This is a genomic window from Actinomycetes bacterium (assembly GCA_036510875.1).
GTDB lineage: Bacteria > Actinomycetota > Actinomycetes > Prado026 > Prado026 > DATCDE01.
The window spans coordinates 1-18,713 of the sequence record DATCDE010000096.1 but is presented as its reverse complement, the minus strand read 5'-3'; the positions used below and the strand labels follow the sequence as shown (position 1 = coordinate 18,713).

Genomic DNA, 18,713 nt, shown 5'->3' with positions numbered 1-18,713 from the left:
CCTCGGCCAGCAGCGTGTCGAGGTCCAGGGCCCGCTTGGTGGTCACCAGCTCGGACAGCCGGACCTGGCGCGGCGGCACCCGCGCCCAGTCCCGCGCCTGCAGTCCGTGGTCGGGGTAGGGCCGCCCCTCGCCCACCCGCCGGAAGATCACCGCCCGATCCTACGGGGGCTGGCTATCCTCCGGCCATGGCCGACGACGCGACGATGGTCGACAAGATCCGCTCCGGGTACGGCTTCACCGGCCCCGCGCTCGACCTGGGTGCGCTGGTCACGGCCGACGCCGCCCATCCGGACGCGCCGGTCCGGATCCCGCTGGGGAGGCCGTCCGACCGGATCAGCTCCCGGGCGAAGGACGTCGGCCAGCAGTGGACGGGGACCGGCTACCCGGTCGAGTTCCTCAGCCTGGGTGGGCAGGGGACCGGGGTGCCGATCCGGGTGACCGTCACCTCATTCGGCCCGCCGCTGCTGTCCAAGGTGCTCGGGCTGAACGAGACCCAGGAGTCCTCGCTCGGCCTGGTCTTCCACTACGCCGACAAGGCCGGCCTGCCGCTGCTCGACCTGAACGACCTGCGCGCGGTCATCGCCTACCTGGTCAGCGACGAGGGGCAGGCGGACCTGGAGGGCCTCGGCGGGCTGGCCAAGAGCACCGCCGGGGTGATCCTGCGCGAGCTGATCGGCTTTTAGGACCAGGGTGCCGACGTGTTCTTCGGCGAGCCGGAGTTCAGCTCCTCCGAGCTGCTGCGCACGGCCCCCGACGGGCGCGGGATGGCCTCCGTGCTCGAGCTGCCGCGGTCCAGGACCGGCCCGCGCTGTTCTCCACCTTCCTCATGTGGCTGCTGGCCGACCTGTTCTCCGACCTCCCCGAGGTCGGCGACGACGACAAGCCCAAGTTGGTGTTCTTCTTCGACGAGGCGCACTTGCTGCTTGCGGACGCCTCGAAGGACTTCCTGGCCTCGATCACCCAGACCGTCCGGCTGATCCGCTCGAAGGGCGTGGGGGTCTTCTTCGTGACCCAGACGCCCATGGACGTCCCCACCGACGTCCTGGCCCAGCTCGGCAACCGGGTGCAGCACGCGCTGCGGGCGTTCACCCCGGACGACGCCAAGGCGCTGCGGGCCACCGTCTCGACCTTCCCGAACAGCGACTACGACCTGGCGGAGCTGCTCACCCAGCTGGGCATCGGCGATGCGGTCGTCACCGTGCTCTCCGAGCGTGGCGCCCCGACCCCGGTGGTCTGGACCCGGATGCGCGCACCCGAGTCGCTCATGGGCCCGACCGACCCCGCGCAGATGCAGGCGGCCGTGGCCGCCTCGCCGCTGCAGGCCGAGTACGGGACGCCGGTCGACCGGGACTCCGCCTACGAGCGGCTGGCCGCCCGGCTGGCCCCACCACCCGCACCGCCGGCGCCGTCCGAGCCGGCCCCGGCCCCCGCCGACGAGCCGGCGTCCCGCCGCGAGGGCCCGACCGGCGGGATGCTGGAGAACGCCATGGGCAACCCGGCCTTGAAGGCGATCGCGGTGTCCGCGGCCACCGCGCTCGGGCGCGAGATCGTGCGTGGCATCTTCGGGACGGCGCGCAAGCGGCGACGGTGATCCCGGGGCCGCCGGACCAGAGCGGAGGATGCGAGATTCGAACTCGCGAGGGGTTGCCCCCAACACGCTTTCCAAGCGTGCGCCCTAGGCCACTAGGCGAATCCTCCGCCGCTGAGGGTACAAGGGTGCCGACGGCCGGCTGAAATCCGTCCGGGTACAGTGGCTGCCGACCCCCCGTGTGGCGTCATCCCGTGAACTCCCCCAGGGCCGGAAGGCAGCAAGGGTAAGCAGGCTCTGGCGGGTGCGCGGGGGGTCCCGCCTCCCCTGGGGGATGTCCGTGCCCCCGGCTAAGGTGGCCGCGTGGCACTCGCGCTGTACCGCCGCTACCGGCCGGACTCGTTCGCCGAGGTCATCGGCCAGGAGCACGTCACCGGACCGCTCCAGCACGCGCTGGCCAACGACCGGGTGCACCACGCGTACCTGTTCAGCGGACCGCGCGGCTGCGGTAAGACGACGTCCGCCCGGATCCTCGCTCGCGCGCTGAACTGCGAGCAGGGGCCCCGGTCCGAGCCCTGCGGCGAGTGCCAGTCCTGCCGCGACCTGGCCCGCGGGGGGCCGGGCAGCCTCGACGTGATCGAGATCGACGCCGCCTCGCACGGCGGCGTCGACGACACCCGTGAGCTGCGCGAGAAAGCGTTCTACTCGCCGGCCTCCTCCCGCTACAAGATCTACATCATCGACGAGGCGCACACGATCAGCGACAAGGGGTTCGACGCCCTGTTGAAGATCGTGGAGGAGCCGCCGCCGCACCTGAAGTTCATCTTCGCCACCACGGAGCCGGAGAAGGTGCTCGGCACCATCCGGTCACGTACCCACCACTACCCGTTCCGGCTGGTGCCGCCGAAGACCCTGCAGGAGCACCTGCAGCGCGTGTGCGACGCCGAGGGCGTGAGCGTCGGCCCCGGCGTGCTGCCGATGGTGGTGCGGGCCGCCACCGGCTCGGTTCGCGACGCGCTGTCGGTGCTCGACCAGCTGATCGCCGGGGCGGGCCCGGAGGGCGTCACGCACGGGTACGCGGCCTCGCTGCTCGGCTACACCGACGCCACGCTGCTCGACGACGTGCTCGACGCGTTCGCCGCCGGTGACGGCGCGACCGTCTTCGAGACCGTGGACCGGGTGATCGAGAGCGGCATCGACCCCCGCCGGTTCGCCGCCGACCTGCTGGAGCGGCTGCGCGACCTGGTGATCCTGCAGCGGGTGCCGGACGCCGTGGCCAAGGGGCTGCTGCTCGCCGCGGCGGACCAGATCAGCCGGATGGAGTCCCAGTCGGCCCTGTTCGGCGCCGCCGAGCTGTCCCGGGCGGCCGACCTGGTGAGCTCCGGGCTCACCGAGATGCGCGGGGCCACGGCGCCCCGACTGCAGCTGGAGCTCATCTGTGCCCGGGTACTGCTCCCCGGCTCCGACAGCGACCCCGAGCGCGGGCTGCGCGCGCGGCTGGACCGGCTCGAGCGCCGGTTCGCGATCAGCGGACCACCGGCCGAGGCCCCGGCGGCCCCGGTTCGCCCGGCGGTCCAGCCGGTGGTTGAGCGGGGCCAGCCGGCGCCCGAGTCCGTGACAGCGGCCGGACACGAGCCGGTGGCTGAGCCGGAGCCCGCGCCTCCGGCGCCGGCCGAAGAGGCCCCCGCTCCCGGCGGGCTCGACGTCCACTCGGTGCGTCGGATGTGGCCCGAGGTGCTCGAGCGGGTCAAGGTCAAGCGCCGGGTGACCTGGATGATGCTGTTCGACAAGGTGCAGGTGCTCGGGGTCGACGGGCAGACCCTCACCCTCGGCTTCCCGGACGCCGGCTCGGTCAAGAACTTCACCTCGAGCGGTCACGACGAGGTGCTGCGGCAGGTGCTCATCGACGTCCTCGGCGTCGACTGGCGGATCGACCCGGTGCACCAGCCCGGCGCCCGTCCCGCGACGTCCACCCCGCCGCCGGCCAGCAGCGGACCCGCGGCCGAGCCGGCCGGCGGGCCAGCCCCCGCGGGCCCGCCCGCCGCGGCGGCACCGGCGGACGACGAGGTCGACCTCACCGACTCCGACGACGTTGACGAGGGGCTCACCGGGGCGGAGCTGATCGCCCGCGAGCTCGGCGGCCAGGTGATCGGCGAGGTCGGCAACGGCTGATCCGGCCGTCCACCCCGTAGGCTCGGTACCGTCCGACCGAACGAGGAGAAACCCGTGTTTCCCGGTGGCGAACCTGATCTGAGCGCCCTGCTGGCCCAGGCGCAGCAGATCCAGCAGCAGCTGGCCCAGGCCCAGCAGACGATCGCCGACGCGCGGCTCACCGGCACGGCCGGCGGTGGCCTGGTCAGCGCCACGGTCACCGGGTCGCTCGAGCTGGTGTCCCTGACCCTAGCCCCGCAGACCGTGGACCCGGACGACGTGGAGACCCTCGTCGACCTCGTGCTCGCAGCGGTGCGGGACGCACAGCGGCAGGCGCACGAGCTGCAAAAGTCCACGATGGCGCCGTTCGACGCCGCGGGCGACGCGCTGGGCAACCTCGGGCTCCCGGGGTAACGGCATGTACGAGGGAGTTGTCCAGGACCTCATCGACGAGCTCGGCCGGCTGCCCGGCGTGGGACCGAAGAGCGCCCAGCGGATCGCGTTCCACCTGCTGCAGGCCGACCAGGTCGACGTCCGTCGGCTGGCCCAGGTGCTGCTCGAGGTGAAGGACAAGGTCCGGTTCTGCCGGACCTGTTTCAACGTGGCCGAGGCGGAGGAGTGCCGGATCTGCCGTGACCCGCGGCGCGACCGGTCGGTGCTGTGCGTCGTCGAGGAACCCAAGGACGTCGTGGCGGTCGAGCGGACCGGCGAGTTCCGCGGCCGCTACCACGTGCTCGGCGGGGCGATCAGCCCGATCGAGGGGGTCGGCCCGGACGACCTGCGGGTGCGCGAGCTGATGACCCGGCTGGCCGACGGCACGGTGACCGAGCTGATCCTGGCCACCGACCCGAACCTGGAGGGCGAGGCCACGGCCACCTACCTGGCCCGTCTGGTCAAGCCGATGGGACTGCGCGTCACCCGGCTGGCCAGCGGCCTGCCCGTGGGCGGCGACCTGGAGTACGCGGACGAGGTCACGCTCGGGCGGGCCTTCGAGGGAAGGCGGCTGTTGGATGTCTGAGGTGTCAGGGACGACGGGGCTGGACGAGTTCGCCCACGACATCGCCGCCCACATTGCCACGTTCATCACCGGAGTCGAGGAGGTGGCGGCGGCCCGGGTGCCGGAGACCGCGGTCTCCGAGCTGCTCGTGCAGCTGGCCCAGCTGTCGATGGCAGGGGCGATGCTGGGCGCCGTGCGCGACGTCGTCCCCCACGACCGGTTCGAGGAGGACACCGGCGAGGACCCGGACGCCGACCCGTTGCGCGAGTCGCTCGCCTCGCTGCTCGAGGGCGTCGACGAATACGCCTCGGTGTTCGACCCGCTGGTGCCGGACCGCCCGGTGCGCGGCCGGATCTCCGACGACATCGCCAACGTCGCCATCGACGTGGCCCACGGCCTGCGGCACCACACCGCCGGCCGGCTGGACGAGGCGCTGTGGTGGTGGCAGTACTCGTACCTGGCCAACTGGGGCGCCCACGCGCTGAACGCCCAGCGGGCGCTGCTGTCGATCGTCTCCCACCAGCGGCTGGACGCCGACGAGGAGTCCGCGGCGGCCGCTCAGGCGGACGCGCTGCTGCGCGACTGACCTGAGACGCCTGTCTCGATATCCGGACAACCGGCTGCTACGAGCCGGCTGCCGGTATCCTGTCCCTTCCGCCCCAGGATCCTCGTGGAGGAGGCGCGCGCCGTGGCCCTCGTCGTGCAGAAGTACGGCGGCTCCTCCGTCGCCAACGCCGAGAGCATCAAGCGAGTCGCCCGACGGATTGTGGAGACCCGCAGGACGGGCAAGGACGTCGTCGTGGTCGTGTCCGCGATGGGGGACACCACCGACGAGCTGATCGACCTCGCCCAGCAGGTGTCCCCGCTCCCCCCTGGCCGCGAGCTCGACATGCTGCTCACGGCCGGCGAGCGCATCTCGATGGCCCTGCTGGCGATGGCGATCTCCGACCTGGGCGTCGAGGCGCGGTCGTTCACCGGCAGCCAGGCCGGCGTCATCACCGACGCCGTCCACGGCAAGGCCCGGATCATCGACGTCACCCCTGGACGCATCCAGCACGCGCTGGCCGAGGGCGCGGTCGCGATCGTCGCCGGCTTCCAGGGCGTCTCGCAGGACACCAAGGACATCACCACGCTCGGCCGGGGCGGCTCGGACACCACCGCCGTCGCGCTGGCCGCGGCCCTGGACGCCGAGGTCTGCGAGATCTACACCGACGTCGACGGCGTCTTCAGCGCCGACCCGCGGATCGTCCCGTCGGCCCGTCGGCTGCCCTACGCCAGCTACGAGGAGATGCTCGAGCTGGCCGCCAGCGGCGCCAAGGTGCTGCACCTGCGCTGCGTCGAGTACGCCCGCCGCTACAGCATGCCGATCCACGTGCGGTCGTCGTTCAGTGGCCGCCAGGGCACCTGGATCGACGCCGAGCCGCCCCCAGTGGAAGGAACGTCCGTGGAGCAGCCGATCATCGCCGGGGTCGCCCATGACCGCAGCGAGGCCAAGGTCACCGTGGTTGGCGTCCCGGACCAGCCGGGCGAGGCGGCGGTCATCTTCGAGACCGTGGCCAACGCCGAGATCAACATCGACATGATCGTGCAGAACGTGTCGGCCGCCGCGACCGGGCGCACCGACATCTCGTTCACCCTGCCCAAGGCCGAGGGCCAGAAGGCGATGGCCGCGCTGACCAAGCGGCAGGGCGAGATCGGCTTCGAGTCACTGCGCTACGACGACCAGATCGGCAAGATCTCCCTGGTCGGCGCCGGCATGCGATCGCACCCCGGGGTGTCGGCGGCCTTCTTCCGCGCGCTGGCCGACAGCGGTGTGAACGTCGAGCTGATCTCCACCTCGGAGATCCGGATCTCGGTGGTCACTCGGGCCGACGACGTCGACCGGGCGGTGGCCGCGGTGCACACCGCGTTCGGGCTGGACGCCGAGACCCAGGAGGCCGTCGTGTACGGCGGGACCGGCCGATGAGCGCCGACCGTCGCCGCCTCAACGTCGGCGTCGTCGGTGCCACCGGGCAGGTCGGCGCGGTGATGCGCCGGCTGCTCGACGAGCGCGACTTCCCGGTGGCCGAGGTGCGCTACTTCTCCTCCGCGCGCTCGGCCGGCTCGGTGCTGCCGTGGCGCGGCGACCAGGTCGTGGTCGAGGACGCCTCGACAGCCGACCTCACCGGCCTGGACATCGCGCTGTTCTCGGCCGGCGGCTCCGCGGCCAAGGCGCTGGCGCCGCGGTTCGCCGCGGCCGGCGCCATCGTGGTCGACAACTCCTCGGCCTGGCGGATGGACCCCGACGTCCCGCTGGTCGTCAGCGAGGTCAACCCGCAGGCGCTCGCCGACATCCGCAAGGGCATCGTCGCCAACCCCAACTGCACCACGATGGCCGCCATGCCGGTGCTCCGGCCGCTGCACGAGGCAGCCGGCCTGCGCCGGCTGGTCATCAGCACCTACCAGGCGGTGTCCGGCAGCGGGCTTGCCGGCGTCGAGGAACTCGACGGCCAGGTGCGGGCCGCGGTCAGCCAGGACCTCGCGGCGCTCACCCACGACGGGACAGCGGTGGAGCTGCCCGCACCCAAGAAGTACGTGCGGCCAATCGCCTTCGACGTCATCCCGCTCGCCGGGAGCCTGGTCGACGACGGCTCCGGGGAGACCGACGAGGAGCAGAAGCTGCGCAACGAGAGCCGCAAGATCCTCGGCATCCCGGACCTGCTGGTCTCCGGGACCTGCGTGCGCGTCCCGGTGTTCACCGGCCACTCGCTGTCGATCAACGCCGAGTTCGAGCGGCCGCTGTCGGTCGAGCGGGCCACCGAGCTACTGACCGGCGCGCCGGGGGTCGAGCTCTCCGAGGTGCCCACCCCGCTGGAGGCGGCCGGGCACGACCCCTCGTACGTGGGCCGGATCCGCCAGGACTCCACCGTGCCGGACGGCCGGGGGCTGGTGCTGTTCGTCAGCAACGACAACCTGCGCAAGGGCGCTGCCCTGAACGCCGTCCAGATCGCCGAGCTGGTAGCCGCTCGACTCTGAGCCGACAGCCGACAGCCGATCGCTCGGGCTGTCTGTCGATTCCGGTCGCAGCCATTCGTCGTCATGATGGGCAGGCGGATCACCGCCCGCGACGGACCACTGCGGAGGAACCGATGAAGTACATGCTGCTCATCTACACCAACCCGGAGAACTGGGCCACGCTCAGCCAGGACGAGACCCAGCAGGTGATGAAGGAATACCTCACTTTCGCCGACGAGCTGCGTGCCGCCGGAGAGCTCGTCGGCGGCGACCCGCTGCAGGGGCCGGAGACGGCCACCACCGTGCGGATTCCGGCCAGCGGTCGGACCGTCACCGACGGCCCGTTCGCCGAGACCAAGGAGCACCTGGCCGGGTACTTCCTCGTCGAGTGCGAGGGGCTGGACCGCGCCCTGGCCCTGGCTGCTCGCATCCCGGACGCCCGCTACGGCGGAGCGGTCGAGGTCCGGCCGATCGCCGACATGTGAGGTGGACGCCGTGGACCGCCGCATCGTGCTCGAGGACCTGCTCCGGACCGAGTCCGGGCGGATCGTCGGTGCGCTGATGCGGCGGTTCGGCGATCTCGACCTCGCCGAGGACTGCTACCAGGAGGCCTGCCTGGCCGCCTGGGAACACTGGCCGGTGAACGGGGTGCCAGCCAACCGTGGCGGGTGGCTCATGGCGACCGCCCGCAACCGGGCGGTGGACCGGCTGCGCCGGGAGTCCAGACGGTTGGGCAAGGAAACCGACGCGTCGGGCCTCCGGCCTGGACAGGAACCGGCCGTGCCCGGACCGGAGGACGTCACCGGACCCCTCGACGACGACGAGCTGCGGCTGTTGCTGCTGTGCTGCCACCCGGCGCTGGCTCAGGACGCTCAGATCGCGCTGACGCTGCGCACGGTCGGCGGGCTGACGACGCCGGAGATCGCGCGTGCGTTCCTCGTCCCGCTACCCACCATGGCCCAGCGGCTGGCCAGGGCCAGGCGCAAGATCGCCCTCGCGGGCATCCCTTTCCGGCTGCCCCCGGACGACGAGCTGGCCGACCGGACAGCCGCCGTCCGACGGGTCGTCTACCTGGTGTTCAGCGAGGGCTACGCCGCGACCGGGACCGACAGCGTGGTCCGCCCGGACCTGTCCACCGAGGCGATCCGGCTCGGCCGGCTGCTTGTCGCCCTCCTCCCGGGCGACGCGGAGACGATGGCGCTGCTCGCCCTCATGCTGCTGCACGACGCCCGGCGCCCGGCTCGGGTGGGGGTGGTCGGCGAGCTGGTCCCGCTGGAGGAGCAGGACCGCTCGTCCTGGGACGGTCGGCAGATCGCCGAGGGTCTCGGCCTCGTCGAAGCCGCCCTGGTCACCGGGCCGGTCGGGCCCTACCAGGTTCAGGCGGCGGTTGCCGCGCTGCACGCGCAGGCGACCGACGCGACGGACACCGACTGGCCGCAGATCCTCGGCCTGTACCGGCTGCTGGAGACGCTGGCGCCGGGGCCAGTGGTCACACTCAACCGGTTGGTGGCGCTGGCGATGGTCGAGGGGGCCGCCGCGGCCCTGGTCGAGCTCGACAGGCTGTCCGCGGCTGGCCTCCTGAGCCCGCTGCCCGAGCACCGCGTCCCCGCCGTCCGGGCCCATCTGCTGGACCGAGCCGGTCGGCACGAGGAGGCGGCCACGGACTACCGGCGGGCCGCTGCCACCGCCGCCACCGAGCCCGAGCGCGCCTACCTGCGTCGCCGGCTGGCTAGGGTCACGGGGTAGAGGGGTCGACCAGCCGAGTCGGACGAGGAGGAGCCGTGGGCACTGTGGAGCGGGTAGCCGAAAGCGTCGAGGTCGGGCCAGGTGTCGTGGTGGGCACCGGCCGATATGCGCTCGGCAACGCCGACGGCCGCTACTTCGCGGTCACCCGACGCTGCCGACACCTCGGCGCCGACCTCGCCGGCGGCCGCGTGGACGAAGCCGGCTGCCTCATCTGCCCGTGGCACCAGTCGGCGTACGACGTCGACACCGGCCGGATGGTCCGCGGACCACAGGGCGTATTCGCGAAGGTGCCGGGGCTGGGCTGGGGCTTTCGGATGCTCACCCGGGTGCTCCCACTCGGGCGGACGCCGGTGACCGAGCGGGACGGCGGGCTGTACCTGGAGCCTTAAGCCGCCGACACGTGGGCCGGCCCACCGTGGCGGGCGAGCTCGGCGGCCAATGCTCGGTAGTCGGCCTCGGCAGTCTCCCGCGGCTGGCGCGGCTGGATGTCGACCCACAGCGCCAGGCTCGAACCGCGCAGCTACTGTAGCCCGGCCGGCCGGCCGGCCGGCCCAGCACGAACAGGTGCAGGTGCGCCCCTCGGTCGCCCCACTTGTTCACGTGGACCCCCCTGATGTGGCCGAGCGCCCGTACGGCCCGCTCGACGCGGACGACGAGCAGCCCCATCTCGGCCGCGTGCACCTCGTCGAGGTGCGCGCGAGGGCTGAGGATCGCCCCGAACGGTAGGCCGATCGGGGCGCCGAGAATGGCCAGCAGCCACCGCTTGTCGCTCCAGATCACACCTTCGTCAGGGTTCGCGCAGCGCCAGCAGGCGGCAGGCTCCTCGCCGTTGCGGGACGGCTCCGGCAGCACCGGTGGATCGAGCGGCCTGACCCGGAGGCCGTCCGGCCCGAACGGGAAGTTCTCCCACATCGCCCGGTCGGGCGCCGACAGCCGGCCCTCGGGGTCGGCCGCCGCCAGGGCGCGCGTAGAACTGCTGCGGTGTCTCGAGCATGGTCCGGATCTTCGCCCGACCGGCGCGAGCCGGTCAACCGTCCCGCCAGGTGCTGCCCCTGGTTCGGCACTGACCACCTTGGTTCCGTCCTCGCCGAAGCGGACCGCCTGACGGGCCCGAGGTCAGCTCGTCGTATCGCCGGCCGGCGCCTCGAACAGACCGATCTCGACGGCCTTGCGGACCGCTTCACGCCGGTTGGCCACCCCGAGCTTGCGGTAGATCTTCGCGGTGTGCGTCTTCACCGTGTTGACCGAGACGTACTGCCCGGCCGCGATCTCCGCGTTGGACATGGGGGTGCGTAGGTAGCGCAGGATGCTGAGCTCCCTGGGGGTGAGCTGCTCGTCCCAACCGTGGGCCCGCTGAACGACCGGCTGGGCCATCAGCTCGATGAGGTGCGCCAACAGCTCCGGCTGCGTCGTCCCCCGGTCCACGTGCGCGGACAGGATCGGTCGCAGCCGGTCCGGCTGGGCTAGGAACGGACGCAGCAGCCCCGCTGGGGCGGCCGCGACCAGCGCCGACTCCAGCGCCTCGTGCGCCTGCCCCTGCTGACCCAGATCGGCCAGAGCCAGACAGCGCAGGACAAGCCACCCGACCGCTATGTGGGGAAAGCGCCGGTCAGCCGCAAGCTCACCCAGCTCGTCGAGCGCCCGTTCCAGCGCGCCGGTACGGATCAGCAGAGCGGCACGGGAGTAGAGCATCATCCGGTACGTCGGACCCGACGTGGGGGCCATCGCGACGGCCAGCGCAGCTTCGAGGGAACCCTCGGCGAGGAGGCACTCAGCCTCCAGGCAGTTGACCATGCTCTCACCGAACGGCGGCAGGTTCCCGGTCGTGTCCAGCTCCCGCGCCTCGGCGAGGTCGACCCTGGCCGCCTCGAAGTCCCCCTGGGCGACGCAGCTGAGCCCACGGTAGAAGTGCGCCAGGACCCGCATGGCCCACTCGGCGCGGGGCATGGACTCGATCACCTGGTCCGTGTACCGACGGGCGTCGTCCAGGTCGCCTCGCCAGTAGGCCAGCCAGCCCAGATAGCTGCTGGCGACGACCAGCGAGCCGAGGTCGCTCCAGCCAAGCTCGGCGGCCTTGTCGAGCACCGCATGGGCCTCCGACTCGATCGACACCAGGTCACCGGTGGCGATCATGGGCACGCACAGCTCGGCCCGGGCCAGCAGCTCGATCGCGGTGAACCCACGGGCCCGCGCGGTATCCCTGGCCGACGTCAGTAGCCGGATGGCGGCCGCCACGTCCTCCTGCAACCGGGCCTCGCCCATCCCCAGCCCGAGGGCGACGAGGGCGGCCGTGGACGGATCCGGCACCCAGGCGCTCCGCTTCAGCTCGGCCATGATCGCTCGTCCGTCGCGCACCGCCTCGGTCAGCGACGTGCGGTCGGTGAGGATGAACAGCCGCAGCACGGCCAAGCGGACCTCGAACCGGTACCGATAGGCCTCGGGGAGCCGCGCGGCCTCGGCCACTGCGCGCTTCAGCTCGAGCAGCGGGGCCTCCTGGTCCTCCGGCCGAAGGTGTGCCAGGGACCGCGCGAGGTGGTACTCCGCCGCGCGGTCCGAGTCGGCCGGCAGCAGGGCGATCAGCTCGAGCACGGTCTGGCCGTGGCCCTCCAGGGCGAGGTCGAGCCACCTGTCCGCCATGATCGACTCCGCCCAGTCGACGTCCTGGCCGGCCAGCGCGTGCCGGATGGCCCGTACCGGGTCGTGGTCCAGCCACCACCGCGCCGCCAGCAGCTCCGCCTTGAGCGCTCCGGTGGGGTCCTCGTACTGGCGTCGCCTGCGCATGTGGGCGGCGAACACCGGGTGCCAGCGGTACCACCGGTGGTCGTCGTCGTCCCCGGAGAGCGTGATGAACAGGTTCTGCCGCTCGCACTCGGCGAGGACGGCCTCCCCGTCGCTGCCGCCGGTGACCGTGTCGACCAGCTGCCCGCAGACATCGTCGTCCACCGTCGCGGAGAGGACGAACTCCCGGAGCCGCTGCGGCAACGCCTCGAGCACCTCCCCCGTCAGGTAGTCCGACAGCGCACGGTCCCGGGCGGCGAAGGTACGGACGAACGTCGACACGTCGACGGCTCCCTTGATGGAGAGCGCCGCCATCCGGACGCCGGCCGGCCAGCCTTCGGTGGCCTCGTGCAGCGCGGCCGCCTCCTGCGGCTGGAGCGTGACCCCCGACTGCTCGAACAGCAGCGCCGACTCCTCCGAGGTGAAGGCCAGGTCCCGGTGCCGGAGGACGGCGACCTCCCCGGCCAGCCGGAGCCGCTGGAGGGCCAACGGCGGGTCGGCTCGGGAGGCCATCAGCACGTGCAGCGTCGGCGGCCCCCAGCGCAGCAGCCGGTCGAGGACCGTCATCGCCTCGGTCGAGCCGACGACTTCCTGGACGTCGTCAAGGACCAGCAGGAGCGGCTCGTCGATGCGGGCCAGGGCCGCGAGGAGCGCATCGACGAAGCGCTGTGAGTCGAGCAGCAGCGGCGGCGGGAGCAGCCTGAGCAGGCTGGCCGCTGCCTCCGGACGGTCGGCGCGGAACGGTCCCTGGAGCGCCGCGAGCAGATCCCCGTTGAGCCGCGGGACATCCGCGTCGACTCGGTCGAGGGTCAGCCAGGCGATGCGGTTGAAGGCCCCCTGTTGGCTCAGCCAGGAGGACAGCAGCACCGACTTGCCGAACCCGGCGCCCCCGGCGACCAGCGTCGCCCGGTCCTGCGACGTGACCCTGGTCAGCCGGTCGAACAGCCGCCGCCTGGACACCACGTCACTGGGAACTCGGGGAGGGCTCAGCCGGACGGCGAGGCCGACGTCGATGACGCCCGTCGCCTTCCGCACGCTCGCCCTCCTCCCCGGTCAGCCAGGTCTGAGCCTACGGGGAGTCTCATTCCCGCAGGGTGATCTAAGCAGGCACCAACGGCACGAGCATGTCGAGGGAGCGAATGGTCCGGTGGGCGAACACCGGGGGTCCGGGGGTCCGGGAGGTGACGGCTGTGCCCTGGTACGAGTTCAGGATCGTGGGACGCCTCGATCCGGCCACCCTCGCCGCGTTCCCGGGCTTCGTGTCGAGCACCGAGCCGGTCGAGACCGTGCTGGTCGGGCCGGTCGACGGCTCGGACACCGTGACGACGGTCCTGGCCGAGATCCAGAATCTCGGGCTCGAGCTGGTGGAGATGCGGCAGCTGCCCTCACCGAAGCGGCCGGAGTCCGAAGAGCAGGCGAACGAGCAGGAGGAGACATGAGCGCGGTGAGCAGCAGGACCGACACAGCCGCCGCTGCCCCCTACTTGGCTGAGGCCGAGCAGGTGCTGGCCGGCCTCGGGTCCGATCAGGAGCGCGGCCTGTCCGCCGAGGAGGCACGCTCCCGGCTGGCTTCGTATGGACCCAACGAGATCACCGGCGAGAAGCCGCCGTCGATGGTCGCGGTCGCGCTGTAGCAGCTGCGCGACCCGACGAACCACATGCTCGTCGCGGTCACGGCCGTGAGCTTCCTCATCGGCGAGGTCTCCACCGGGGTCATCGTCGCGTTGCTCATCGTCGTCAACGTGGTGCTCGGCGCCCGCCAGGAGCTCAAGGCGCGCGAGCGTCGACGCGCTGTCGAAGCTGCAGGTACCGAAGGCCAAGGTGGTCCGCGACGGCTCGCTGGCCCTCGTCCCGGCCGTCGAGGTCGTCCCCGGCGACCTGCTGCAGGTTGAGGCCGGCGACATCATGCCGGCGGACGCCCGGATCGTCCGCTCGGCCACGCTCGAGGCCCAGGAGGCGGCCCTGACCGGCGAGAGCGCCCCGGTCAGCAAGGACGCCCACGCCCTGGCTGGGCCCGAGGTCGCGCTCGGTGACCGCTCCAACTTGCTGTTCCAGAACACCTCGGTCACCCGCGGGACGGCGACCGCGGTCGTCACGGCGACTGCCATGCAGACCCAGATGGGCCAGATCGCCACGATTCTGACCTCGGTCTCGCGGACCCGGTCGCCCCTGCAGAAGGAGCTGGACTCCCTCACCAAGGTCCTGGGCGTCATCGCCTGGACCGCCGTCGCGTTCATCGTCGTCGTCGGGCTGGCGCGCGGCATGCCGGCCGACCAGCTCCTCCTGCTGGGCACCGCCATGGCGATCTCGGCCATCCCCACCGGCCTGCCAGCCTTCGTGTCCGGCCTGCTCTCCTACGGCGCCAAGCAGCTGGCCGAGGCGAGGCCGTGGTGAAGAACCTGACCGACGCCGAGACGCTCGGGGCCACCAGCGCGATCAACACCGACAAGACCGGCACGCTGACCCTGAACCAGATGGTGATCTCGACCATCTACGCGAACAGCTCCTGGTTCACCGTGGACGGTGAGGGCTACCGCAAGAGCGGCTCGATCCGATCCGTCGCGGGTGCTCCCGTCCCGGACTTCACGAGACTTGCCCTGGGCTTGTGTCTGGACAGCGACGCCACTGTCTTCGACGACGGCGCCGTCGTGGGCGACCCGACCGAGGCGGCCCTGGTCGTGCTGGCGGCCCGGCTCGGGGTGGACGCCGAGGAGACCCGACGCGCCCACCCGGCTGGCCGCGATCCCGTTCGACTCCGACTACAAGTTCATGGCCACGTTCCCCCGGGTCACCGTGGAGGGCGCCGAGCACCTGATTGAGCTGGTCAAGGGTGCCCCCGATGTCGTGCTCGCCCGCTGCAGCCAGGCCCGCGGACCGCTGGGTGGGTCCCAGGTCCCGATGTCAGGGGCCAGCGGAGCAACGGAGGCGACCAACGAGGAGATGGGCGCGAAGGGCCTGCGGGTGCTCGCCTTCGCGGCCCGCGTGCTCACCGACGCCGACGTCCCGGCCATGACCGACGACCCGATGTCCCTAGCCGAGGACCTCGGCTTCGTCGGCATGGTCGGCATCATCGACCCGCTGCGCCCGCAGGCCAAGGCAGCGGTCGCGACGGCGCTCATGGCCGGCATCGACGTGCGCATGATCAGCGGGGACCACGCGGTGACGGCGCAGGCCATCGGCGAGTCGCTCGGCCTCGGCCCCGGCGCGATGAGCGGGGCCGAGCTGGGCGATGTCCGACGAGGAGCTGACGCGGCGGCTCCCCGAGCTTCACGTGTTCGGGCGGGTGTCGCCGGAAGACAAGCTCCGGCTGGCCAGGGTGATGCAGCAGACCGGGCTCATCGTGGCGATGACCGGGGACGCGGTGAACGACGCGGCCGCGCGGAAGCAGGCGGACATCGGGGTGGCGATGGGCAGCGGCAGCGAGGTGACCAAGCAGGCCGGCCGGATGATCCTGACCGACGACAACTTCGGCACCCTCGTGCACGCCGTCGAGATCGGCCGCAGGGTCTACGACAAGGTCGTCTCCTACGTCCGGTTCCAGATGGCCCAGCTGCTCTCCGCACGGCGGTCGTTTTCTGGGTCCTGTACGCCGCTGTCCTCTTCCTGGCGGCGCTGACCCCGCTCGTGGCCGGGCCGGACGAGCCAAGCGTCGACCGGGCGATCGTGTCCATGACCATGACGTTCGTGGTGATGGGTCTGGGCACCGTGTTCAACGCGGTGGCCAACCGCCGGGACCCCACCAGCGGGCTCAGCGCACCGATCCTCAAGGCCCTCGCGATCGCGCTGGTCCCCATCGCCCTGCTCGTGCTGGCGACCCAGCTGCCCGGGCTGCAGGCCGGGCTGATGACGGTCTCGCTCAGCGGGATGCAGTGGCTCGCCAGCTCCGGTCTCGCCCTGCTGCTCCCCCTGGTCATCGAGGTCAGCAAGTGGATTCGCCGCCGCCGACTGCCGCCGGCCGCGACGATCGACGCGCAGCACGCCGTCAGCCCGGCACCCGCCCTCACCGAGCGGAGGTAACCGACATGGCCAAGAAGAGGAAGAAGAAGAAGGCCAAGAAGCACGACGACGCAGCACCGCAGAAGGCTGCGGCTGGTTCTCCGTCCAGGATGAAGAACAAGGAGTACCTGGCCGAGCTCCGCACGCTGCACGGCGAGCTGGTGGCCATGCAGGAGTGGGTCAAGGCCACGGGCGCCAAGGTCTGCGTCGCCTTCGAGGGCCGCGACACGGCCGGCAAGGGCGGGACCATCAAGCGGATCACCGAGCGGGTGAGCCCCCGCGTGTTCCGGGTAGTAGCCCTGCCGGAGCCGACGGAGCGCGAGAAGAGCCAGATGTTACATCCAGCGCTACATCCCGCACTTCCCGGCGGCTGGCGAGGTCGTCATCTTCGACCGCAGCTGGTACAACCGGGCCGGCGTCGAGCCGGTCATGGGCTTTTGCACCCCCGAGGAGACCGAGCGCTTCCTGCTGATGGCGCCCGCCGTCGAACGCGCCATGGTCGACTCGGGGATCATCCTGCTGAAGTACTGGCTGGAGGTCAGCGCCGACGAGCAGACCCGTCGGCTGCAGAGCCGGATCCACGACCCGCGGAAGACCTGGAAGCTGTCGGAAATGGACCTGAAGTCCTACAGCCGCTGGTACGACTACTCGCGGGCCCGGGACGACATGCTCCGCGCGACCGACACGGCCTGGGCTCCGTGGTACGTCGCCCACACCGACGACAAGAAGCGCGGCCGGCTCAACATCATCAGCCACCTGCTGAGCCAGGTGCCCCACTCGCCCGCGGCGCCGGTTGACGTGAAACCGCCGAAGCGGCAGCCCGCCGGCGGTCATGTCGCGCCGGACTACCGCTACCGGAGCATCCCGACGCCGTATTGATCGAAGAGCCGTCAAGGGGCCGTGGCACTGATCACGGCCCCCTTGATCGTCCTACCAGCGTCAGCCCGCGAGGATCCGGCTCTTCTGCTCCGAGAACTCCGCCTCGGTGAGGACGCCGGCGTCCTTCAGCTCGCCCAGCTGCTTGAGCTGCGCGAGCTTGGCGTCCATGTCCGACTCCGCGGGAGCTGCTGGCGCCGGTGCCGCGTACTGAGGTTCGGGCTGCTGCTCGCCCTGCGGCGCGGGCTGCTGCTCCTCGGCCGCCCAGCGGCCGGCCTGCCGGCGGGACACCCGGTTCGAGACGGCGGTGGCCGTCCCGGCGATTGCGGCGGTACGAGCGACTCCACGAATGAGGCCCGGCATCGTCACTACCCTTCTCGTTGTCGATCGTTGAGTGGTCTAGCTCTTCGACTCGGCGTCGTCCAGGGCGGCGAGCACGTCCGCCACCGGGATCCGACCGCTGGCCACGAGCTCGGCGCCGCTGCGGCGCAGGGCGGACACGAACGGGCCCGCCCAGGTGTTCTCGAACACGAGCACGGCCGCGGAGTTGCCGGGCAGGATCGCTGAGGCGGCCTCGGTGACGTCGTCGTCGCCCAGCAGACCGGACGAGGCCCCTTCGAACACCGCGAGGTCGAGCGTGCCGTCGCTGTCGAGGTCGGTGAGGGCGAGACCCCTGACCGTGCCGTCCAGCTCCCGCTTGATGAACAGCAGGTCCAGGATCCGGACGATCCCGCGGTCGGCCAGATCGACCAGGATCGGGAAGGCCTCCCCGGTCATCTTGTTACCCGGGAACTCCACCACCAGGTAGTCGATCGGAGCTACGTCGATGTCCTCAGCCATGTGTGGCCTCCGTGTGTGCGGGCAGCAGGGTCGTCTGATGGTGCGAGACCACGGTCGTCCGCGCAGAGGCCTCCCGGATCACCCAACCAGGGTGAACCGTCCCGGATCAGCTCTTCGGGGTGTCCTTCGGGGTCCCCCGGTCCCACAGGGCCGGCGAAGCGACAGCCCCCTGGGTGACCCAGTCGTAGATGACTGAGGTGCGCAGCACGGTGTCCTGCACCGAGCGGTTCTGCCGGCTGAAGGCCGTCCAGACCAGTCCGACCGGGAACAGCACGCAGAAGACGGCCCGGATGGCCGCCCCCGCCCACCGCATCCGCAGACCGCGGAAGCTCACCACCCGTAGGCCCAGGATGTGGTTGCCCGCCGTCCGCCCGGTCGTCGCCCAGGACGCCGTGAAGTAGAGGAACTGCACCCACCCGCCGACCAGGACGAGCAGAAGCAAACCGGGCTGTGGCCAGTCGGTGCGCCTCGGATCGACCAGGAACAGCAGCGCGTTCCAGCCCACCCAGAGCCCGACGACGATCCCCATGACGACGAGGAAGTCGACGATGTTGGCGAGCACCCGGCTCACGATCCCGGCCCGCTCGCCCTGGAACTCGCGCGCGTCCTTCGGCACGTCGCGCAGGTGGCGAGGGTCGACCGACGGACCCTGCGGCTCCTCGGCGCTCATCCGCCGTCGTCCGCACTGTCGTGGTCGCTGTCGGACTTCCCGGCACCGTCCAGGTCGACGGCCGCGGTGTGCCGCGCCCGGCGTCGCCACAGCATCCGGTCGACCACCCGGTTGACCGCCCGGTCGGCCTCGATGCC

At 71.7% G+C, this 18,713-nt stretch carries 15 protein-coding genes, 1 tRNA gene, 1 other RNA gene and 3 pseudogenes; 14 read left to right on the top strand and 6 right to left on the bottom strand.

The genetic code is table 11. The annotated features are described in order from the left end of the window. Nucleotides 1–151 (bottom strand): type II toxin-antitoxin system VapB family antitoxin (locus VIM19_05565; GenBank protein HEY5184366.1); only part of this gene is annotated, 151 nt, incomplete at its 3' end. Between the two features lie 35 nt (nt 152–186). On the opposite strand from VIM19_05565, the pseudogene VIM19_05560 reads away from it, so the two are divergent. Continuing rightward, nucleotides 187–1,592 (top strand): annotated as a pseudogene (locus VIM19_05560) (helicase HerA-like domain-containing protein). Nucleotides 1,593–1,614: 22 nt separating this feature from the next. On the opposite strand, the gene VIM19_05555 reads toward VIM19_05560, so the two are convergent. After that, nucleotides 1,615–1,699: transfer RNA gene (locus tag VIM19_05555), tRNA-Ser, on the bottom strand. A 58-nt stretch (nt 1,700–1,757) separates the two neighbouring features. Between VIM19_05555 and ffs the strand changes: the two genes are divergently transcribed. The 10 genes from ffs to VIM19_05505 all read left to right on the top strand — a co-directional run bounded on the left by ffs (nt 1,758) and on the right by VIM19_05505 (nt 9,806). Continuing rightward, an RNA gene (gene ffs, locus VIM19_05550) (signal recognition particle sRNA small type) lies at nt 1,758–1,853 on the top strand. 39 nt (nt 1,854–1,892) lie between these two features. Beyond that, nucleotides 1,893–3,701, top strand: a complete 1,809-nt coding sequence (locus VIM19_05545) for a DNA polymerase III subunit gamma and tau (GenBank protein HEY5184365.1) — start codon at nt 1,893–1,895, stop codon at nt 3,699–3,701. 54 nt (nt 3,702–3,755) lie between these two features. Further along, nucleotides 3,756–4,094: a YbaB/EbfC family nucleoid-associated protein gene (locus VIM19_05540; protein ID HEY5184364.1), complete on the top strand. Its 339-nt coding sequence runs from the start codon at nt 3,756–3,758 to the stop codon at nt 4,092–4,094. Nucleotides 4,095–4,098: 4 nt separating this feature from the next. After that, a complete protein-coding gene (gene recR, locus VIM19_05535) occupies nt 4,099–4,698 on the top strand; it encodes a recombination mediator RecR (GenBank protein HEY5184363.1) in 600 nt (199 codons plus the stop codon). Continuing rightward, a complete protein-coding gene (locus tag VIM19_05530; protein ID HEY5184362.1) occupies nt 4,691–5,263 on the top strand; it encodes a DUF5063 domain-containing protein in 573 nt (190 codons plus the stop codon). Before recR ends, VIM19_05530 begins: the two co-directional genes overlap by 8 nt. A 102-nt stretch (nt 5,264–5,365) precedes the next feature. Further along, nucleotides 5,366–6,643 carry an aspartate kinase gene (locus VIM19_05525; GenBank protein ID HEY5184361.1) on the top strand — a complete coding sequence of 426 codons (1,278 nt, stop codon included), beginning with the start codon at nt 5,366–5,368 and terminating at the stop codon, nt 6,641–6,643. Next, nucleotides 6,640–7,692 carry an aspartate-semialdehyde dehydrogenase gene (locus VIM19_05520; GenBank protein HEY5184360.1) on the top strand — a complete coding sequence of 351 codons (1,053 nt, stop codon included), beginning with the start codon at nt 6,640–6,642 and terminating at the stop codon, nt 7,690–7,692. The genes VIM19_05525 and VIM19_05520 overlap by 4 nt, the downstream gene beginning before the upstream one ends. A gap of 113 nt (nt 7,693–7,805) precedes the next feature. After that, nucleotides 7,806–8,156, top strand: a complete 351-nt coding sequence (locus VIM19_05515) for a YciI family protein (GenBank protein HEY5184359.1) — start codon at nt 7,806–7,808, stop codon at nt 8,154–8,156. Between the two features lie 10 nt (nt 8,157–8,166). Next, entirely contained in the window at nt 8,167–9,417 is a 1,251-nt protein-coding gene (locus VIM19_05510; protein HEY5184358.1) for a sigma-70 family RNA polymerase sigma factor, read from the top strand. Nucleotides 9,418–9,452: 35 nt separating this feature from the next. Further along, nucleotides 9,453–9,806 (top strand): Rieske (2Fe-2S) protein, encoded by a 354-nt coding sequence (locus VIM19_05505; protein ID HEY5184357.1) that lies wholly within the window; start codon nt 9,453–9,455, stop codon nt 9,804–9,806. A gap of 727 nt (nt 9,807–10,533) precedes the next feature. On the opposite strand, the gene VIM19_05500 is transcribed toward VIM19_05505, so the two are convergent. After that, nucleotides 10,534–13,230, bottom strand: coding sequence for a LuxR C-terminal-related transcriptional regulator (locus VIM19_05500; GenBank protein ID HEY5184356.1), 2,697 nt, complete (start codon nt 13,228–13,230; stop codon nt 10,534–10,536). A 155-nt stretch (nt 13,231–13,385) separates the two neighbouring features. Here VIM19_05500 and VIM19_05495 point away from each other — a divergent pair, with 155 nt between their 5' ends. The 3 genes and pseudogenes from VIM19_05495 to ppk2 all read left to right on the top strand — a co-directional run bounded on the left by VIM19_05495 (nt 13,386) and on the right by ppk2 (nt 17,069). Further along, nucleotides 13,386–13,634, top strand: a complete 249-nt coding sequence (locus tag VIM19_05495; protein HEY5184355.1) for a hypothetical protein — start codon at nt 13,386–13,388, stop codon at nt 13,632–13,634. Beyond that, nucleotides 13,631–16,211: pseudogene (locus tag VIM19_05490) on the top strand (cation-translocating P-type ATPase). The gene VIM19_05495 and the pseudogene VIM19_05490 overlap by 4 nt, the downstream one beginning before the upstream one ends. Before the next feature lie 5 nt (nt 16,212–16,216). Beyond that, nucleotides 16,217–17,069, top strand: a pseudogene (ppk2, locus tag VIM19_05485) (polyphosphate kinase 2). Nucleotides 17,070–17,129: 60 nt separating this feature from the next. Here the strand turns inward: ppk2 and VIM19_05480 are convergent. The 3 genes from VIM19_05480 to VIM19_05470 form a co-directional block, all read right to left on the bottom strand. Beyond that, nucleotides 17,130–17,429, bottom strand: a complete 300-nt coding sequence (locus VIM19_05480) for an SHOCT domain-containing protein (protein ID HEY5184354.1) — start codon at nt 17,427–17,429, stop codon at nt 17,130–17,132. A 36-nt stretch (nt 17,430–17,465) separates the two neighbouring features. Continuing rightward, nucleotides 17,466–17,906 carry a DUF6325 family protein gene (locus tag VIM19_05475; protein HEY5184353.1) on the bottom strand — a complete coding sequence of 147 codons (441 nt, stop codon included), beginning with the start codon at nt 17,904–17,906 and terminating at the stop codon, nt 17,466–17,468. Nucleotides 17,907–18,012: 106 nt separating this feature from the next. Continuing rightward, nucleotides 18,013–18,576 carry an RDD family protein gene (locus VIM19_05470; GenBank protein ID HEY5184352.1) on the bottom strand — a complete coding sequence of 188 codons (564 nt, stop codon included), beginning with the start codon at nt 18,574–18,576 and terminating at the stop codon, nt 18,013–18,015. Between the last annotated feature and the right edge of the window lie 137 nt (nt 18,577–18,713).